Origin of the sequence: Enterococcus sp. DIV2379 (assembly GCF_050542965.1) — a bacterium.
Lineage (GTDB): Bacteria > Bacillota > Bacilli > Lactobacillales > Enterococcaceae > Enterococcus_D > Enterococcus_D entomosocium.
The window spans coordinates 933,245-950,621 of sequence record NZ_CP172938.1 but is presented as its reverse complement, the minus strand read 5'-3'; the positions used below and the strand labels follow the sequence as shown (position 1 = coordinate 950,621).

The 17,377-nt window shown below is 41.1% G+C and carries 12 protein-coding genes; 4 read left to right on the top strand and 8 right to left on the bottom strand.

Features of this window, described 5'->3' with window-relative positions:
- Nucleotides 1-180 precede the first annotated feature (180 nt).
- Complete coding sequence (locus tag IGI92_RS04300; RefSeq protein WP_430608175.1) at nt 181-1,218, bottom strand: NADH:flavin oxidoreductase/NADH oxidase; 1,038 nt, start codon at nt 1,216-1,218, stop codon at nt 181-183.
- A 263-nt stretch (nt 1,219-1,481) separates the two neighbouring features.
- Here IGI92_RS04300 and IGI92_RS04295 point away from each other — a divergent pair, with 263 nt between their 5' ends.
- Entirely contained in the window at nt 1,482-3,620 is a 2,139-nt protein-coding gene (locus tag IGI92_RS04295; protein WP_430608173.1) for a HelD family protein, read from the top strand.
- Nucleotides 3,621-3,783: 163 nt separating this feature from the next.
- Here the strand turns inward: IGI92_RS04295 and IGI92_RS04290 are convergent, their stop codons facing one another.
- Nucleotides 3,784-5,166, bottom strand: a complete 1,383-nt coding sequence (locus IGI92_RS04290) for a CHAP domain-containing protein (protein ID WP_008377280.1) — start codon at nt 5,164-5,166, stop codon at nt 3,784-3,786.
- 392 nt (nt 5,167-5,558) lie between these two features.
- On the opposite strand from IGI92_RS04290, the gene IGI92_RS04285 reads away from it, so the two are divergent.
- The gene (locus tag IGI92_RS04285; RefSeq protein WP_008377278.1) at nt 5,559-6,959 is read left to right on the top strand and encodes a metallophosphoesterase; all 1,401 of its coding nucleotides are present in this window, start codon (nt 5,559-5,561) and stop codon (nt 6,957-6,959) included.
- Nucleotides 6,960-7,408: 449 nt separating this feature from the next.
- Here IGI92_RS04285 and IGI92_RS04280 read toward each other — a convergent pair whose 3' ends face one another.
- From IGI92_RS04280 to IGI92_RS04260, 5 genes are all read right to left on the bottom strand, one after another.
- The gene (locus IGI92_RS04280) at nt 7,409-7,762 is read right to left on the bottom strand and encodes a nuclear transport factor 2 family protein (RefSeq protein WP_005237337.1); all 354 of its coding nucleotides are present in this window, start codon (nt 7,760-7,762) and stop codon (nt 7,409-7,411) included.
- Nucleotides 7,763-8,351: 589 nt separating this feature from the next.
- On the bottom strand, nt 8,352-8,552 hold the full coding sequence (locus IGI92_RS04275; RefSeq protein ID WP_005225331.1) for a cold-shock protein: 201 nt from the start codon (nt 8,550-8,552) through the stop codon (nt 8,352-8,354).
- Between the two features lie 247 nt (nt 8,553-8,799).
- On the bottom strand, nt 8,800-10,260 hold the full coding sequence (locus tag IGI92_RS04270) for a glycoside hydrolase family 1 protein (RefSeq protein WP_301389141.1): 1,461 nt from the start codon (nt 10,258-10,260) through the stop codon (nt 8,800-8,802).
- A gap of 1 nt (nt 10,261) precedes the next feature.
- Nucleotides 10,262-11,704 (bottom strand): glycoside hydrolase family 1 protein, encoded by a 1,443-nt coding sequence (locus tag IGI92_RS04265; protein ID WP_301389142.1) that lies wholly within the window; start codon nt 11,702-11,704, stop codon nt 10,262-10,264.
- On the bottom strand, nt 11,701-13,572 hold the full coding sequence (locus tag IGI92_RS04260) for a beta-glucoside-specific PTS transporter subunit IIABC (protein WP_196044644.1): 1,872 nt from the start codon (nt 13,570-13,572) through the stop codon (nt 11,701-11,703). Before IGI92_RS04260 ends, IGI92_RS04265 begins: the two co-directional genes overlap by 4 nt.
- Before the next feature lie 107 nt (nt 13,573-13,679).
- Between IGI92_RS04260 and IGI92_RS04255 the strand changes: the two genes are divergently transcribed.
- Both IGI92_RS04255 and IGI92_RS04250 read left to right on the top strand, forming a co-directional pair.
- Entirely contained in the window at nt 13,680-14,489 is an 810-nt protein-coding gene (locus IGI92_RS04255) for a MurR/RpiR family transcriptional regulator (protein ID WP_008377267.1), read from the top strand.
- 245 nt (nt 14,490-14,734) lie between these two features.
- Complete coding sequence (locus tag IGI92_RS04250) at nt 14,735-15,316, top strand: polymer-forming cytoskeletal protein (RefSeq protein WP_005237347.1); 582 nt, start codon at nt 14,735-14,737, stop codon at nt 15,314-15,316.
- A 193-nt stretch (nt 15,317-15,509) separates the two neighbouring features.
- Here IGI92_RS04250 and IGI92_RS04245 read toward each other — a convergent pair whose 3' ends face one another.
- On the bottom strand, nt 15,510-17,174 hold the full coding sequence (locus tag IGI92_RS04245) for a peptide ABC transporter substrate-binding protein (RefSeq protein WP_005237349.1): 1,665 nt from the start codon (nt 17,172-17,174) through the stop codon (nt 15,510-15,512).
- Between the last annotated feature and the right edge of the window lie 203 nt (nt 17,175-17,377).

Sequence of the window (17,377 nt, the reverse complement as noted above, 5' to 3'; positions counted from 1 at the left end):
AAAAAGAACAAAGAACGACAAATCATCGTCCATTGTTCTCTTATTTCGATTAATTCCTAACCTATACTAAAAAAATTTTTAAAAGAAGAACCGTAAGTAAATCTCTACTTTTCTTCCATTCCCGATCTCTACACTTACAAGTCATTCTTTCGAATCAACTCTCATGTAATAAAACATATATCAACGTTTCACCCCACGTTGATAGGAATCATTGTACGCTTGAAAGGACTTATCGTGAAGTTTAGCCGCTGCATCTGCCAACCAGTTGACATTTCTGATCAACGCGCGGCCTTGTAAAACCAAATCCACTTGATTGGTTTGCAAAAGATATTCGCAAAGATCAGGATTATCCAATAAACCGACTGCTGCTACGGGAATATCGACCACTTGCTTGATGGCTGCAGCAAAGGGCACTTGGTAGCCATCATAGATCGGAATATTAGGCTTTTTATCCACCACACCACCGGTTGAGCAATCAAGACAATCAATGCCATCTGCTTGAAGCCATTGGGCTACTTGCTGCCAATCTTCCAACGAATTTTGGCGTCCTGGTTCTTCATAGTCTGTCAGTGACAAGCGCATCCACAATGCCCCAGAAAAGACCGCCCGAACTGCTTGTACCGTTTCTTTTACAAAGCGATACCTATTCTCTAAGGAACCACCATACAGGTCGGTGCGTTGATTGACGAGAGGGGAAAGAAATTGATCCATCAAGTAGCCATGAGCCCCATGAAGTTCGATCATCGTGACACCCGCTTTGGCTGCTCGTTGGGCAGCCTGAACAAAACTATCTTGCACCCGTTTGATTTCCGACAGGGTCATTTCTGACGGTAACGGGTAGCGTTCGTTAAAGGCAACGGCACTTGGTGCCAAAGGATTGGTGGCATCAACTGCTTTTCGTCCTGCATGGCTTAGTTGGATGCCTACTTGCGCATTGAAACCATGCAGCAGTTCCACCAATTTCGTCAGTTCTGTTTGCTGTTCTTCATTCCATAACCCTAGATCATTGTTTGTGATTCGTCCGTCTGGTTCAACGGCAGTTGCTTCGATAATGATCAATCCGGCTTTGCTTAATGCTCGTGCCCCATAGTGAACAAAATGAAAGGGCTCCGCAACACCGTCTTCTTTTTTTACTTCATACATACACATCGGCGACATAACGACGCGGTTGGCCAATGTTAAATTCGCTAGCTTCACTGGTGACAATAGTTTGGACATGTTGACACTCCCTCAACGATTTTTCGCTTTGTATTTTTCTCTATATTCAGTATAAACAGCCCCTTCAAAAACACAAGCAATGACCCTTTTTCTCATTTTTAAAACAAAAAAATAGACGCATTCTGCTTGCTCCCATGACATTGGAACAATCAGCTGCCTCTTCCCACTATTATTATACCGCATCCAGAGTCAAAAAAATAGACTAGTATTTTTGGTGGATGCCCGTATAATTGAGTTACTTTGGAGAATGGATGTGAGTCTGAATGAACAACCTAAAGGCTGAAAAGAAGCATCTCGCAGACACGTACCAGCAATTGCTGACACGAAAGACAGTGCTGAACAGTTTCTTGACTGAAGGCAGAAAAAAAGATCGCCTTGCGATGCAAAGCATCGGCGAAGAAATTCGCTTAAACTTTGATAATTTTGCTGACCGTTTAGATACTTTTGCTGCCATCGAAAGTAAGAATCGTGAGATCGACCAAATGAACGCCGCTCTTCAATCTGCTGAATGTGAATTAGCTGCCATCGACCGTCTTCTGGATAGTCCCTACTTTGGTAAAATCTCCCTACAATTTGAAGATGAGGAAACGATAGAAGATTTTTACATTGGGATCAATGGTTTTGTTAATGAAAATAAGGAAGGGCTGATCTATGATTGGCGCTCCCCAATTGCCGAATTGTTCTATGCCAAACGCCTGGGTCCGGTCTCTTATCAAGTGAACAATCAGACGATTTCTGCCGTTCTTGAACAACGCCGTCAATTTATTATCGAAAAAGATCAATTGAAGCAAGCCTTTGATACCTCAGTGGCGATTCAAGATGACGTGTTACTGGCAGCCCTTGAAGCCAATAATAGCCAAAAAATGCAGGATATCACTGCTTCGATCCAACACGAACAAAACGTCATCATCCGTGACTTAGCGCATAAAAACCTACTGGTCAACGGTGTTGCTGGAAGCGGAAAAACTTCTGCTGTCATGCAGCGGATCGCCTTTTTGCTGTACCATTTTCGTGAAGAGATGACCGCAGAGAATGTCTTGATCCTCTCCCCGAATTCGCGGTTTATTGATTATATTTCGCAAGTGCTGCCTTCCCTCGGTGAAAAAAATCCATTGACGTTGACCATGCGGCAGTTTTGCCAAGCATTTCCTAGCGTTGACTTAGAATCGGAAGAGGGTTATTTTGACCGCATCCAGCAAGCACCCAGTGAAGCAATCGAACTTTTACGCAGTGCTGACTTCAGCCGCTTTCTTCAATCCTTGAGCAAACAGCTGCCAGAAGAACTTGTGCTTCAGTTTAAACCAATCAAAAGAAAAAACGTCGTCCTTTTTTCTGAAGAAACGATCGACACTTTCTTCCAAGAAACACCGAAACAGGCACCCTTGCGCGATCGCATCCAAGCTGTCAAAAAGAAATTGGCTTACGCTTGGGAGGAACGATTGCAAAAAAATGCCTTAGCAGCGAATGTTCACGACCAAGTTCGTTCTTTGACTGAAGATGAACAACGATCCCTTTTAGGGACAGTTTTAAAAGATGATTCAGAAAAAACGATTCAGAAAGCAGCCCTTCGCCTCCTAAAGAAAAAATATGAAAAAGTTACGAAACAAATCAACGACCTTACGTGGTTTGATACGAAACAATTGTTAGCAGACAGTGCCGACTATTTTACTCATGGACAGATCGCTTTGACGCAAACAACAGATAGTTTGGATTATACTGTTTGTCTATTGCTGATACGTCATTTGGTGGCCGAAAAACAACCTGTCCCTGCTTTGCGCTATCTCTTTATCGACGAAGTCCAAGATTATACGCCAGCACAACTGCAGTTTCTATTATGTCTTTTTCCTATGACCGCTTTCACCCTCGTGGGGGATCAGCAACAGGCGATTTTTACAAGTGCCATCACCGTATCAGAAATTCAAACGATATTTCAACAACAGGCGAAATCCCTCGAAACGTATCAGCTGACTACGAGTTATCGGTCTAGCGGTGCAATCACACGGTTATTTGCTCAAATGCTACCAAAAGAAACCAATTTAAAAATCTCTGCCGTTCGACCAGCAGGAAAGTTGCCACAGTTTTATGCCAATCTGACTGACGTTGCCTTGGTAGACATAGTAAAGGAACTTAAGCAGCCAGTAACGATCATCACAAAAGATAGTCGATCCAGTGAAGAGCTTAAACAATTCTTCGATAAACAGGCCGTGTCATTTCATGGAACGGTTTTACCGATTCATCTTGCCAAAGGATTGGAATTTAAGCAGGTTCTTTTATATGATGTTTCAGCAGAAAATTATCATACCGATCAAGATCAGCGGATTCTCTATACGGCGATTTCTCGTGCCATGGAAGAACTGATGGTAACTTCAAAAACGACCTTTTCACCGTTTCTCACTATTTGATAGTAGAACGAGAAACCTCCTATTTTCTATAGAATGTTGATAAGATTTGAGAGAACCCTGTCTTGTCTCTCCGGGTAATTCTCTTGTCTGACCGATTTAGAAAGCGGTCGATCAAATAAAAAAGCATCAACGCGATTGCGTTGATGCTTTGCTTTTGATTTGATTAGCGATGGATGTAAGTATATCCAGATGCGCTCAATGTTGCAGTGTTTGGTCCACCAGGACTGTCAAAGCCCATTCCGCCTTGAGAGATCGTGATCGTATTGTTTGATGGGTTGTATGATTCAACATAGGCTACGTGACCATAAGTTGGATCAGCAGTCCAAACGCCACCAACTGATTGACCAGCGGCAAAGACTACAACAGCACCGGCTGCTGGTGTACCATTGACAGTGTACCCATCAGCTGCAGCTGACGCACCCCATTGGGCCCCGTTACCCCAGTAAGTACCTACCCAAGGAGCACGGTTTTTCACGTACCAAGTACATTGACCCCAAGCATACATGTTCCCTGAGCTTGAATGATCTTTTCCGCCGCCTGTAGAAGTATTTCCGGTAGAATCATTGTTTGATGAAGAGTTTGAACCTGAGTTACTTGAACTTGAATTGCTTGAACCAGTGTTCGAAGAGCTTGTGTTCGATGAACTTGAGCTGTTAGAACTGCTAGTATTGCTTGAACTTGAGCTTGTGTTGCTTGAAGAACTACTTGTTGCTGTTTCAGTAGAAGCAACTGTATTTTCTGTCGTGCTCTCTGTTGATTGGGCAGCAGCTTCTTCTTGTGCTTCTTTCAAAGCAGCAGCTTGTCTTTCTTCTTCTGCTTTTTGAGCAGCAGCAGCTTCTTGTTGTTCTTTCAAGATACGGGCTTTTTCAGCTTCCGCTTCTTGTTTTTTCTTGTTCAATGCATCTTTGTCTTTTTCAGCAGTTGCTTGTTCTGCTGCTAAGTTTGCTTTCAAGACATTTAAATCAGCTTGTTTTGCTGCAATGGCATCTTTTTGTTGGCTAAGTTCTGCTTGGTTTGCAGCAACTTCTTGGATCTTGCTTTCGTTTTCTTTGACTTTGTCTTCAACATCTTGTTTGTCTTGTTTTTGTTGTTCAACTAAATCATTGTTTGCATTGACGATCGTTGTCATCGCTTGTACGCGACCGATAACATCCGTTAAAGAATCTGCTTCTAAAACAGCATCAATGAAATTGGTGCTTTGACCGTTAACTTGTACATCACGGGCTTGCTTTTGAATTGCTTCTTCACGTTTGGCAATACGCAATTTCAATGTTGCGATTTTGTCTTGCAATTTCTCAGCTTCTTGACCTAACTCAACTTGTTTTGCTTCTAATGAAGCAACTTTTGCACTCACTGTTTCAATTTCTGCTTCTAGAGAATCGATCTGTGATTGGGCGTCAGCTTGCTGACCTTTAAGAGAATTGATTTTTTGGTCTTGCTGCTCGATTTGATCATCAATGGAATCTGCAAATGCTAATGCAGGTGCTGCAACTGCGGTTAATGTTAGTGAACACACCATTAATGCTGATAACAAACTATTCTTCACTCGTTTTTCCTCCGACTAGCTGGTTGATTTGACAGATGAACTGCCTTTATAAAAACTTAATTTTGTCTAAGAAAGTTTAATGTTCGATTTAACGACAAATGAATTCTACCATAATGATATGACACACAGATAAAGGAAATGTTACAAAAATGTTTCAATCTAACACTTCCTTTATCTCAGCGATAAATAACAGAACAATTAAAGACCGTTAAATCAATGTTTCTGAATAAAACATCGCGTTTTCTTTTCATTTTCAAAAAATGATATTTTTTCTATTTTAGTTATTTTTATCACATAAAAGCACCTAAATAAGAGCACTTATAGTTTTTTCGGAATTATCTTAACAAGAAAAACTATGAAAACAAGAAATCTTTCAAAAAAAGACCCTTTATGTGACAAGATTCCTTTTCCTTCCTATAATAAATAAAACAAGCGAGGAGGGAATCGCGATTCGTACACACAAAAAATGGTTTTGGCCATTGGCACTTCTTACACTTTTTGTCACCTGTTTCCTGTTATTCTTTCAATTTCGTAAGGTGCATGAAGCCGATACACCTTTGCAACAGGCAAGCAACAGTGAGTTTTGGCTCTTAAGTGATATTCATTTTCTTTCCTCCACGCTTCATGATAATGGCGAAGCCTTTCAGACCTTCACGCAAGGAGCTGCTGGCAAAGAGATGATGTATCAAGAACAATCAATCGAAGCCTTCACCGCTCAAGCCTTAAAAGAGAAACCCACGGGAATTATTTTGACCGGTGATATGACGCTCAATGGCGAGAAAGCAAGTGCTCAAGAGTTGGCAAGATTGCTTGAACCATTGCAAGAAGCTGGCATTATGGTTTTAGCATTACCTGGCAACCACGAGATTTACAATGGTTGGGCGCGAGCATTTCAAGGTGAAAAGGAATACTATGCCGATCAAATCAGTCCTGAGGATTTTCAAACGATTTTTGCTGAAGGTTACGAAAAAGCCAACAGTATCGACAAGTCTTCCCTTAGCTACAGCATTCAGTTAAATGACAAGTATCGCCTCTTTTTACTAGATTCATGTATCTACGATTCTGAGGTTAATTGGGATGAGCCCACAACGAATGGTGAGTTGAAACCAGCTACTCTAACCTGGTTGGAGGAGCAATTAACCCTGACAAAAGAAGCAGAGCAAGTACCACTGGTCTTTTTACACCATAACTTGTTCAGTCATAATGAACTCTTACAAGACGGTTATGTTCTCGATAATGCCTCCAAAACTGTCGCTTTGTTGGACCGTTTCAACGTGCCAGCCGTTTTCTCTGGTCATATCCACATTCAAGACATTAACGAAGGGAATGATTCGCTTTATGAAGCAGTCACTGGGTCTTATTCAACAGCAGAATTAGGCTACGGCGTCCTTTCTCTTTCTGACAAAGATATCGACTACGAAGCTCGGCAGATTGATCTCGATGCTTGGGCGGCTGAAACGAAGCAAACTGATGAACAGTTACTGGACTATCAAAACTACCAGAAAAGTATTTTTGAAAATGATACCGACCAACTGGTCCGCGACCAATTGTCCGCCGTGTCTGAACTGTCAGAAGCCCAGATCACACAACTTTGCACGTTTGTCACGAAGCTGAACACGGCCCTTTTTACTGGCAATGATACTTACTCAGTCGAGGAAATAGCTGCCATCAAAGACTCCGAGGAGTATCAGTGGTTAGCGACCTATTCTTACTTTTTGAAGCAATATGTCGATTCAATGCTCGACGATCAAACCGATGATCGCAAGCTGACGATCCCCCTCAAAGCAGAATAAAGCCAAAAAGTGTCTTCTTCCTTTCTTTTAGGAAAAAGACACTTTTTCTTTTCTAATGAACGATAGCCCTCTCGTTTGGGTAAACGAGAAGGCTATCTGACGAGTCAATATTTATTCTTTGAAAGTGCAGCATACTATTACTACTATTATTTATTTCTCATTTAAACGATACAATCCCTAACCTCTATTGTATCCTTGTAACTCTGAAGTTACGCCAGGTTTGAATAAATTTCTTCAAAACAAGTAACGTGTGGTACAAAAATATTTGTCGCTTATCAATAACTATACCACGAGACAGAGTGCAAATGGAAGAAAACGTACTTATTCTTAAACATTACTTAAACAAAAAGCTTTATTTTCATACAGTGTTGCCCTTTAAGAATTTTACGTGAAGCGATTAACCTTCCTGTCATGCATATCTGCTAACCATTCCTATACGGGAATTCCTTTTATTCAATAGGCAAGTCGTGCTGTTTTAAAAAAGATAATTTATCCCAGTAGCCTCTTTGAAATAAAATTTTATCATTTACTATTTGAAAAAAACCGCAGCCTCTCAAACCTAATGGGTCACGCCACTCTAAAATTGCCCATTGTCCATCTTCGAAAATGTTCTCAACGATACAAACCATTTTTGCGTTAGAAAAATCTTGCTCAAACATCTGCTTTATCGCTTCTTTCCCAATAACTGGCTCATTGGCAACCTGATGGTTTATTGCATTGTCATCATATAATTCTGAAATACATTCTACATCTGCTTGATTAAACGCATCAACCCATTGGCAAAGTATTTCTTTTGGCTTCATATAGATTCCCCCTCGATAGGTAATCATCTTTGTTCCCATCTGCAATAAAAAAAGTATCTAATTTGTATCAATATATTCTACTTTTGCAATTGATTCAAGACAATATCGATGAAACGAATAAGAATTATCGATCTTGCACATCAATTACTCTTGTATAAGTACGGGGGACCATACATTGAATCGTGGCATTTTCCACTGTACCTGTCTCTTTATTCTATTCAAATGAGACATGCCATTTGAATCACTAGCGATCATTGATTTTATTGATAGCGATGCTATTAAACCTGTTCAATCACTTTTTCATTTACTGTGAAAAGCATTTATTTATTAAATACGGTATATAGCCTCTCTTTCTGTTTTCCTCTTTTTATACGCTTATCATCGAATGAGAAATCATGGATAAGTAAAACGCAACGCTTAGGGTTAGTTGACTATCGAAAGCAAAGATGTACTATTTACCATGTCAGGCCCTCAAAGCCTGCAACTATTCTCTTGTAACAGATCCTGGAAACCTTATCAATTTCAATATTTACATAAAATAAAACAAAAAAAAGCGAGAACCCAATGGATTCTCGCTTGTTAACGTCAATTAACCTTTAACGATGTTTGTTGCTTGTAAGCCACGTTGGCCTTCTTCAACGTCGAAAGTCACTGCTTGACCTTCTTCTAAAGTTTTGAAGCCGTCGCCTTGGATAGCTGAGAAGTGAGCAAATACATCATTGCCGTCTTCACCTGTAATAAATCCAAAACCTTTATCTGCATTAAACCATTTTACTGTACCGTTATTCATAAACGTATACCTCCATATTACACATCGACTGTGTTTATTTGTTTGTAATAGAAAATGATGTGTAATTGAAGTGTGTATCAATAGAAAAGATAAACAAGTATTAACATATCAGAACTTTACCTATTCATCATAGCACGGTTAAAATAAAATAGCAAATAAATTTGGGCTTTTTTCTTGATAATAAGCGAAATTGTTAAGAAACCTTATGATTAAGCCTAGGAATTGCTTTATCTGGAAGAATCAAAAATCAAAGAGTTGCGCCGTTTGAAGCAATTACTTTTTTGTACCAATCAAAAGATGCTTTCTTGATGCGTTTCTTTGTGCCATTGCCTTCATCGTCTTGGTCGACGTAGATAAAACCATAGCGTTTCGACATTTGTGAGGTCGAAGCACTGATGATATCGATGCAGCCCCATGCCGTATAGCCAAAGACCTCGACGCCATCATGTAAGGCTTCATTGATTTGTTCAATATGCTGACGCAGATAGTCGATTCGATAAAAATCATCGATCGTGCCATCTTCGTTTACGACATCCTCTGCTCCCAAACCGTTTTCGGCAATAAACAAAGGTTTTTGGTAGCGGTCATAGAGTTGATTCAATGCTGTTCGCAACCCTTTGGGATCGATCTGCCAGCCCCATTTACTGCTTGGCAAATAGGGGTTTTTGATCCCACCAGTAATCAAATTCCCGACAGCACTTTCCAATCGTTCTGGATGCGCGCTGACTGCACTGGACATATAGTAACTAAAGGAAACAAAATCCACAGGGTTTTCCCGGATGACTTCTAAATCTCCTGGTTCGATCACCAATTCCACTCCTTTTTCTTCAAACATGCGGTTGGCATATGCTGGATAATAGCCTCTTGCCTGCACATCACTGAAAAAGAGTGAGGTTCGTTGACTTTCGACTGTTTTTTGGACATCGTCCGGATCACAGCTGTACGGCGTTAATAATTGATAGCTGATCATGCAGCCAACCTTAGCATCGGGAATCAATCGATGGCAATAGTCAGTCACGATTGCGCTGGCGACAAATTGATGGTGCGCCCCTTGGTACTTTTCTTGTTCAATATTAGGATGGCCTTCTTCAATGATCCCAACACTAACATATGGATGGTGTTTGACACAGTTGATTTCATTAAAAGTCACCCAGTATTTGACTTTCTTTTGGTATCGCTCAATCACCGTCTTGGCAAAACGGACATGAAAGTCGATCACTTGCCGATTCGGCCATCCTCCATACTCAGTCACTAAATACAAAGGCATCTCATAATGGGATAGTGATACCACTGGTTCAATCCCATACTTCAAACATTCATCAAAGACTGCGTCGTAAAATGCCAATCCAGCTTCGTTTGGCTCTACCTCATTCCCCTTTGGAAAGATCCGTGTCCAAGCAATTGACATCCGATAGGCTTTGAAGCCCATCTCAGCAAATAAGCGAATATCTTCTTTAAAGTGATGATAAAAATCGATGCCCTGTCTTTTCGGATAGTATTTCGTGCTGTTAGGATCCTGTGCTTCTGCAACTTGCTGATGAGTCATCATATGCCATTGGTCAGTCCAACGTTCTTTCGGCATTGAGGAATCGAACAGATAGACATCAGAAACCGACAAGCCTTTTCCATCGATCCCAGAGCCTCCTTCAACTTGGTTGGCAGCTGTTGCTCCCCCCCAGAGGAAATCTTTTGGAAAATAACTTTTCATTTTACTTGCCTCCTTTCAAAAATGATTCGTACGCCAACGCTTCCCCATTCGTGGCGATCACTTGCTGATAATACGCAAAACTAGCTTTTTTCTTGCGGGAAAGATCTCCGCTACCATCATTTTGCTTATCGACATAGATAAAGCCGTATCGTTTTTCCATCTCTCCTGTCCCCGCAGAAACGATATCGATCGGTCCCCACCATGTATAGCCTAGAATCGTTGCGCCATCTTTGATCGATTCCGCCATTGCCTTTACATGGTCTTTCAAATAAGCCATCCGTTCTTCATCGACGATCGATCCATCTTCATTGACAACATCCTTTAAACCAATTCCGTTTTCAACGATAAATAATGGTTTTTGATAGCGATCAGTCAATTCGCTGCAAACATAGCGTAATGCTAACGGATCGATCGGCCATCCCCAAGCAGTTTCTTTTAGGTAAGGATTCTTTTTCCCCAATAATCCGCCAGTATTGCCTAAAATTTTCATGCCCGCTTCATGCAATGAGCTGCGGTAAAAACTAAAGCCTAAATAATCGCAGGTCCCCGCTTTAATGATCGCTAGATCTTCTTCTGTAATGTCCAGCAACAGATCATTATCCTTCACGATGCGGTCGAAGTATTCAGGATACGCTCCTCGCAATTGCACATCACTATAAAACAAAGAACGACGGCGCAGTTGATACGATTCAAAAACATCTTGCGGGTTGCACGTTGCAGGATAAATCGGACTCAGTGACAGCATACAGCCAATCTGATTGTTTTCATCTACTGCCTTCCCATTCAGAACTGCTTTGGCACTTGCAACAAACATATTATGACTCGCTTGATAAAGTGCCTGTAATTTTTCTTCTTCAGTCTCGAAAGAAAACACATCGATACCTGCTGCGAGTAAAGGGATCGTATGGGTATGGTTGATTTCATTGAAAGTCATCCAATATTTCACTTTCCCTTTATAGCGTGCAAAAACCACTTTTGTATACCAATCAAAAAAATCGATCAGTGCACGATTTTGCCAACCACCATATTTCGTTACCAAATGCAGTGGTGTCTCAAAGTGAGCTAACGTAACAACTGGTTGGATCCCTTTTTCATTCAAGGCATCAAATAAATCATCATAAAATTGTAAACCTGCTTCATTCGGTTCCGTCTCATCCCCATTCGGAAAAATGCGACTCCAAGCAATTGAGGTACGCAAACACTTCAAGCCCATTTCCGCAAACAGTTCAATGTCTTCTGGGTACCGATGATAAAAGTCGATGGCTTCATGGCTCGGATAAAAGTTTTCCTCTTCAAGCTGCAGTGAAACTTGCTCAATACGTTTTTCACCAACTGGTAAAATATCTGCTACGCTTAATCCTTTTCCTCCTTCCAAATAAGCTCCTTCGGCTTGATTTGCGGCGATTGCGCCGCCCCATAGGAAATTTTTTGGAAATACACTCATGAAATCGCTCCTTTTAATAAATCATTTGCTACCAATGCGGTAACGTCTTTTTTCGCTTGATCCACAACTGTCAATGCATCTTCTTTGATCACACTGGTAAAGACCAACATGGTTGTCGGATCATATCCTTTTTCAATAATTTTTGCTAAGTCAAAGGTGCCAATTTTTTGCCCCTTCACGACTTGATCCCCTTGTTTCACCGAAATCTCAAACACGCCTTTTGCTAAATCAACCGTGTCTAAGCCGATATGAACCAACACTTCCGTCCCAGCAGCTGATTGGATCCCAAAAGCATGTCCAGTTGGAAACACTGTCACAACCGTACCAGTAAGTGGCGCATAAATATCGCCGGCTGATGGATAAACGGCTAATCCATCTCCCATTGCTCGAGAAGAAAATACTTCATCTTTGACATCATCAAGCGTGATCGCTTCACCAGCAACTGGTGTCATCACTTGCAGCCCTGCACCTTCTTCTAAAACAGGTTCTAGCGTTTCTTCAAATCCTAATACATAGGTCAAAATAGCAGTACCGAAGAACGCAAAGGCAATGCCGATCAAATAGTACACAAAGGTGTTCCCAAAGAAAGCTGGCAATGTCGTCAATGCTGGAAAAACATAGACGATGGCCTTGGTTTGCATCATGCCCATAAACGCACCAGCAATGGCACCAACGATGGTTTGAGCAATCAACGGCTTTTTAAATTTTACCGAAAGTCCATAGACGATGGGCTCTGTAATTCCTCCAAGCAATGCTGGAAGCAAGGAAGATAGCGCCAGGCCTTTGGTTTCTTTTCTGCGAGAGCGTAAAAATACACCTAAAGCAACCCCAGCACTCGCAAATGTTGCTGCTGCGATCATCGGGCGCAGCGTATCATAGCCATATACCGCTAGGTTATTGACCATGATTGGTACAACTCCCCAATGGATCCCGATCATTACTAAGAATGTCCAACCGCCACCGATCAACAAGCCAGCCAACAGCCCACTCTTATCGCTGATAAAGTTCATGGCATTGCCTAAACCGTCCCCAAGCATTACACCGACCGGTCCAATGATCAAAACGGTCAGAGGCACCATGATCAAAAGAGCCACTAGCGATAGAGCAAAAATCTCGATACTCTTAGGAATGATCCGTTTGAGTAGGCGTTCCAAGTGCGAGTAGATATAGATCGAAACGATCGCTGGAATCACGGTACCCGAATACCCCATCAGCACAGCTGGGATGCCAAAGAAATCAACCGTCACACCGTTTTCCGTCACCATTGCTGTAAAATTCGGCTCCAGCAACGCCCCAACGATTGCTAAAGCAATAAACATATTGACTTTGAAAATCCGCGCTGCACTGATCGCTAAAAATAAAGGCAAGAAATAAAAGACACTATTGCCAGCAGCAGCTAATATTTTATAGGTGCTTCCTTCTGCGTCCATCAAATGATAGGTCGTAAAAACAACTAGTAAAGCTTTCAACATCCCTGCCCCTGCAAGCGCAACAATGATTGGATTAAAGATCGCAGACAATACATTGAAGAATCGGATAAATACATTGCCTTGTTTTTCTGTTGATTCTTCGGCATCTCCATCACTTTCCAAAGCGTTTTGGATCGAATACTTGCTCATGATCGTTTGAAAAACATCTGCCACATGATTCCCGATCACGACTTGAAACTGGCCATTTCCTTCAATGACTGACAATACCCCATCAAGCTGCTGAATTTTGTTCTTATTTTTTCGTGCCAACTCGACATCTTTCAACTTAAAACGCAATCTAGTGATGCAATGATACAGGCTAACGATATTTTGTTCCCCACCGACCTGTGCTATAATTTCACTAGCAAGTTTTGAATAATCTTTTGCCAAATGACTCACTCCCGTGTTTGATTTATAAAGCGCTTTATGGCGTTACTATAGCAGATTTTTTTCTCACACCTGCGAAAGTTCGCAATTTGGAAACTGCTTACAAGAAAGGAAAGAAAATGGGCCTCTTAATCATTCGTTTATTGAATCTTTTAAATAATGCACCCACTGATTCCACCAACTACTATATCGGTTTGACCATGATCAACTATTACGATCAGATCCAAACTCTAAGTATTGGTGAATTCGCCGCTCTTTGCCATGTGTCAAAGTCAACCGTTTCAAAATTCGCCCGTACCTTAGGCTTTGATGACTATGGTGATTTAAAAGACAACGCAGCTTTCATCGAGAACCGCTTCAACAATCCGCTAAATTATCGCTCGAATATTTTGTCTGCTTTGGAGCAAGAAGGCGTAGACTCCTATTTTGACGCAGTGATACAAGACATCGATTATCTGCGGCATCATCTTGATCTGCCAGCCATCGAACGGGTCGCACAAGCAATTGTTTCGCATAAAAATGTCTTTGCTTTTGGAATATTATTCTCAGAATCGGCTGCTATTGATTTCCAGATCAAACTAGCTTACAACGGCAAGTTCATTCGGACCTTCCAAGACGATCTCGTACAGGAAGAAATCATCAAATCTGCCGATGAAGAATCGCTTTTTATTATTTTTACCAATTCCGGTGACTACCTGACCAAGCAACAAATTCGAAATGGAACGCCTCGAAAAGATTTCTTTGATCGAACCAAAGCCAAAGTCATCGTGATCACCGCCAACCCACAGATCTCGGAACTTCCCTTTGTCCAAGAAGCAATCATCTTCCCTCATCAAACCCATTTCCAAACCCATGCCTTTATGTATCAGTTCATCATGGATTTGATCGTATCGAAGTTCAAGCAGTTGACTGATCGAAAGCGAATGTAGTAATGACCCTCCATTATAGAAGAAGTGCATTTCTTCCATAATGGAGGGTTCTTTGTGAATGAGATGTCTCATTCATTCGTAAGCGTCACGCATTTATTCCTAGTTTCTTTGAAATTTTTTTAATCCTAGGCTGATATTTATTAAATTTCTCCTCATTTATGTTTTTTGTTTCACAAACTTCACTTCGGTATGGTATAATCATTTTGTTTTTAAGAAAACTATGGGAATACAAAGGAGAAGGAAACATGAAAAAAACTAAAATCACTTTAATCGCTGCATCATTGCTTATGGGAGGCACTCTTTTAGCTGCATGTAGTTCAGATAACGACACAGCTGCAAGCTCATCATCAACAGCAGCTTCAACTGCTGCATCAACTGAATCATCAGATGATGTTGTTTCAACTGCTTCTATCAGTGACCAAACTTCAGTCATTGAAAAAGCATTGGGTGCAGATGGTAACTGGATCGTTGCTGTAACTGCTGACATGACATTTGATAACGATGTAACCGTTGATGGCGAATTCCATGATAAAGGCGATGACTCAGCTGATATCTACCGTAAATTTGCATTGTACTCACAAGATGAAGACCGCAACGTAACAGCTGAGTACACAGTAACTGTTCCTAAATTGATCGTTAACTCAGAAAACTTCAACATCGTTCACGGTGTAATCAAAGGTGACGTTGAAGTGAATGCAAACGGCTTTGTATTGAACGGTGCAAAAGTTGAAGGTAACGTAACATTCACTTCAAAAGAATTCCAAGATTCAGCAACACTTGACGAAGATGGCGCTTCTGTAACAGGCGACGTAACAGTTAGCGAATAATCTTTCACTGGATTTCTGTGAAATAGATGAAGAAAAAACGAGGTTGACAAGTTGATCATTGATCCTTGTCAACTTTTTTTTGTTTTTTTATAAGCAATTGCATCCGCTCTCATTACTAACATTGTGTAAGTAAGAACAAAGCACAAGAAAAAAACTGGCTTGCTTACGCAAAACCAGCTTCTTCTTTAGGCGCTTATTCTTCAATAACTGCCCACTTGTAATCGTATTGCGCACCGGCACCGTGAGAAACGACCCCTTTTACTTTTGGTGCACGTAAATGAGCTTCAACGTTTTGGTACACAGGGATAACCCCTTGTTGATCCATAATGATTTTCTCTGCATCCAACAAATCTTGCCAGCGGGCATCTGGATTGCCAGCATTTGTCGTGGCAGATGATTTCACTGCTGCATCGTACTCATCGCTTGTCCAACGACCTCGGTTGTATGAATTATCGGTTACAAATAGATCTGTAAAACTGCTGGCATCCGCATAGTCAGCACCCCAGCCACCCATAACGACATCAAAATCACCTGAGTTTGAACGATCAAGGCGAACGGAGAAAGGTACTGGACTTAGGCTAACTTTCACCCCATCAAGCGTATCTTGAATCGCACTTTGAATATATTCAATGGCTTTTTTGGTTGAGTCTGTGTCAGAGGCCAAAATTTCAAAACTTAAAGAATCGATTCCCAAAGCCTCTTTGGCTTTTTCCCAATGTTCTTTGGCTTTTTCTTGATCGTATTCAATGACACTTTCCGCTTCATCGACAAAATCAGTATTATCAGTTGGGTTAAAGGTCATTCCTTTTGGTATCAATCCTGTGGAAGCCAATGAACCATCACCTAAAATCGATGTCACTAATGCATCACGATCGATGGCATAAGAGATTGCTTTACGCAGATCCTCATTGCGAAATGGCGAATCTTCTTCTCGCTGATTCAACTCGATATAGGAAGTACGGGCTAATGGTTCTGACACAAACGCTTCATCATTGGCCATTTGCTGCGCCAATTCTCCTGTTAAGATGACGTCGTCCGCTTGCCCATCCTGGAATAGATTCAAAGAGGTCGATGATTCTTTTACGACACTGACATTGATCGTATCAAGTTTCACCGTATCTTTATCCCAATATTGGTCGTTCTTTTCATATGACCATTCTGTATCGGTTCCTGGACCATCAAAGCCAGCTAACACAAACGGTCCATTGTAAACGGCATTGTCGCTTGTTGAAGCATATTGATCGCCGTTGTCTTCTACGACTGCTTGGCTTTGTGGGAAGAAGGATGGAAATGCCAATAAGTATTGGAAGTATGGCGTAGGTGTCGTCAGCGTGATTTCTAATTCATAGTCGCTGACTGCTTTGATCCCCAATTCTGAGGCATCTTTTTCACCTGCTGTTATCGCTTCGGCATTGGTTACGGGCGCAAATAAGTACGCATATTCAGAACCTGTTTCCGCACTTACGGTGCGTTGCCAGCCAAAGACATAATCCGCTGCTGTTACTGGTTCTCCATTTGACCATTTGGCATCTTCACGTAATTTCAATTTATAGGTCAGACCATCTTCACTGACTTCCGCTAATTCGGCGGCACCTGCTGGTTCGGGCTTGCTATCAGCATCTAAGCGGTACAACCCTTCATACACATTATTTAAAGCACTGAAACTGATCGTATCGGTGGCTAAGGATAGATCGGCACTAGGCATTTCTTGTTGAACCACAACATTAAAAATTTGTTCGGCAGCTGCTGTTCCACTACCACTTGAACTTTCACCTGTACTTGATGTCCCTCCTGTTGAGCAACCTGCTAATACGATTCCACAAACAGCGATGACACCATATCCCCATTTTTTCTTCATCTTACCTACCCCTTATGAAAATCCAAAATTTTCAGAATTATTACAAAACTCTGAATGTAAATAAGATTTTAATAAATATTAATTATAAAAGCAAGCTATTTTTCTCATTTTATTATTATTTATTTTTTATGTTAACGCTGCATGTTATTATTTATGACACAAAAACAAAAAACACAAAGCGAAAGAGATCGCGCTTTGCGTTT

Excerpts from the sequence above, each read along its gene's own strand:
- IGI92_RS04300 (WP_430608175.1), bottom strand. The coding sequence starts at position 1,218 with ATGTCCAAACTATTGTCACCAGTGAAGCTAGCGAATTTAACATTGGCC.
- IGI92_RS04295 (WP_430608173.1), top strand. The coding sequence starts at position 1,482 with ATGAACAACCTAAAGGCTGAAAAGAAGCATCTCGCAGACACGTACCAG.
- IGI92_RS04280 (WP_005237337.1), bottom strand. The coding sequence starts at position 7,762 with ATGAAGCCAAAAGAAATACTTTGCCAATGGGTTGATGCGTTTAATCAA.
- IGI92_RS04275 (WP_005225331.1), bottom strand. The coding sequence starts at position 8,552 with ATGAATAACGGTACAGTAAAATGGTTTAATGCAGATAAAGGTTTTGGA.
- IGI92_RS04270 (WP_301389141.1), bottom strand. The coding sequence starts at position 10,260 with ATGAAAAGTTATTTTCCAAAAGATTTCCTCTGGGGGGGAGCAACAGCT.
- IGI92_RS04265 (WP_301389142.1), bottom strand. The coding sequence starts at position 11,704 with ATGAGTGTATTTCCAAAAAATTTCCTATGGGGCGGCGCAATCGCCGCA.
- IGI92_RS04255 (WP_008377267.1), top strand. The coding sequence starts at position 13,680 with ATGGGCCTCTTAATCATTCGTTTATTGAATCTTTTAAATAATGCACCC.
- IGI92_RS04250 (WP_005237347.1), top strand. The coding sequence starts at position 14,735 with ATGAAAAAAACTAAAATCACTTTAATCGCTGCATCATTGCTTATGGGA.
- IGI92_RS04245 (WP_005237349.1), bottom strand. The coding sequence starts at position 17,174 with ATGAAGAAAAAATGGGGATATGGTGTCATCGCTGTTTGTGGAATCGTA.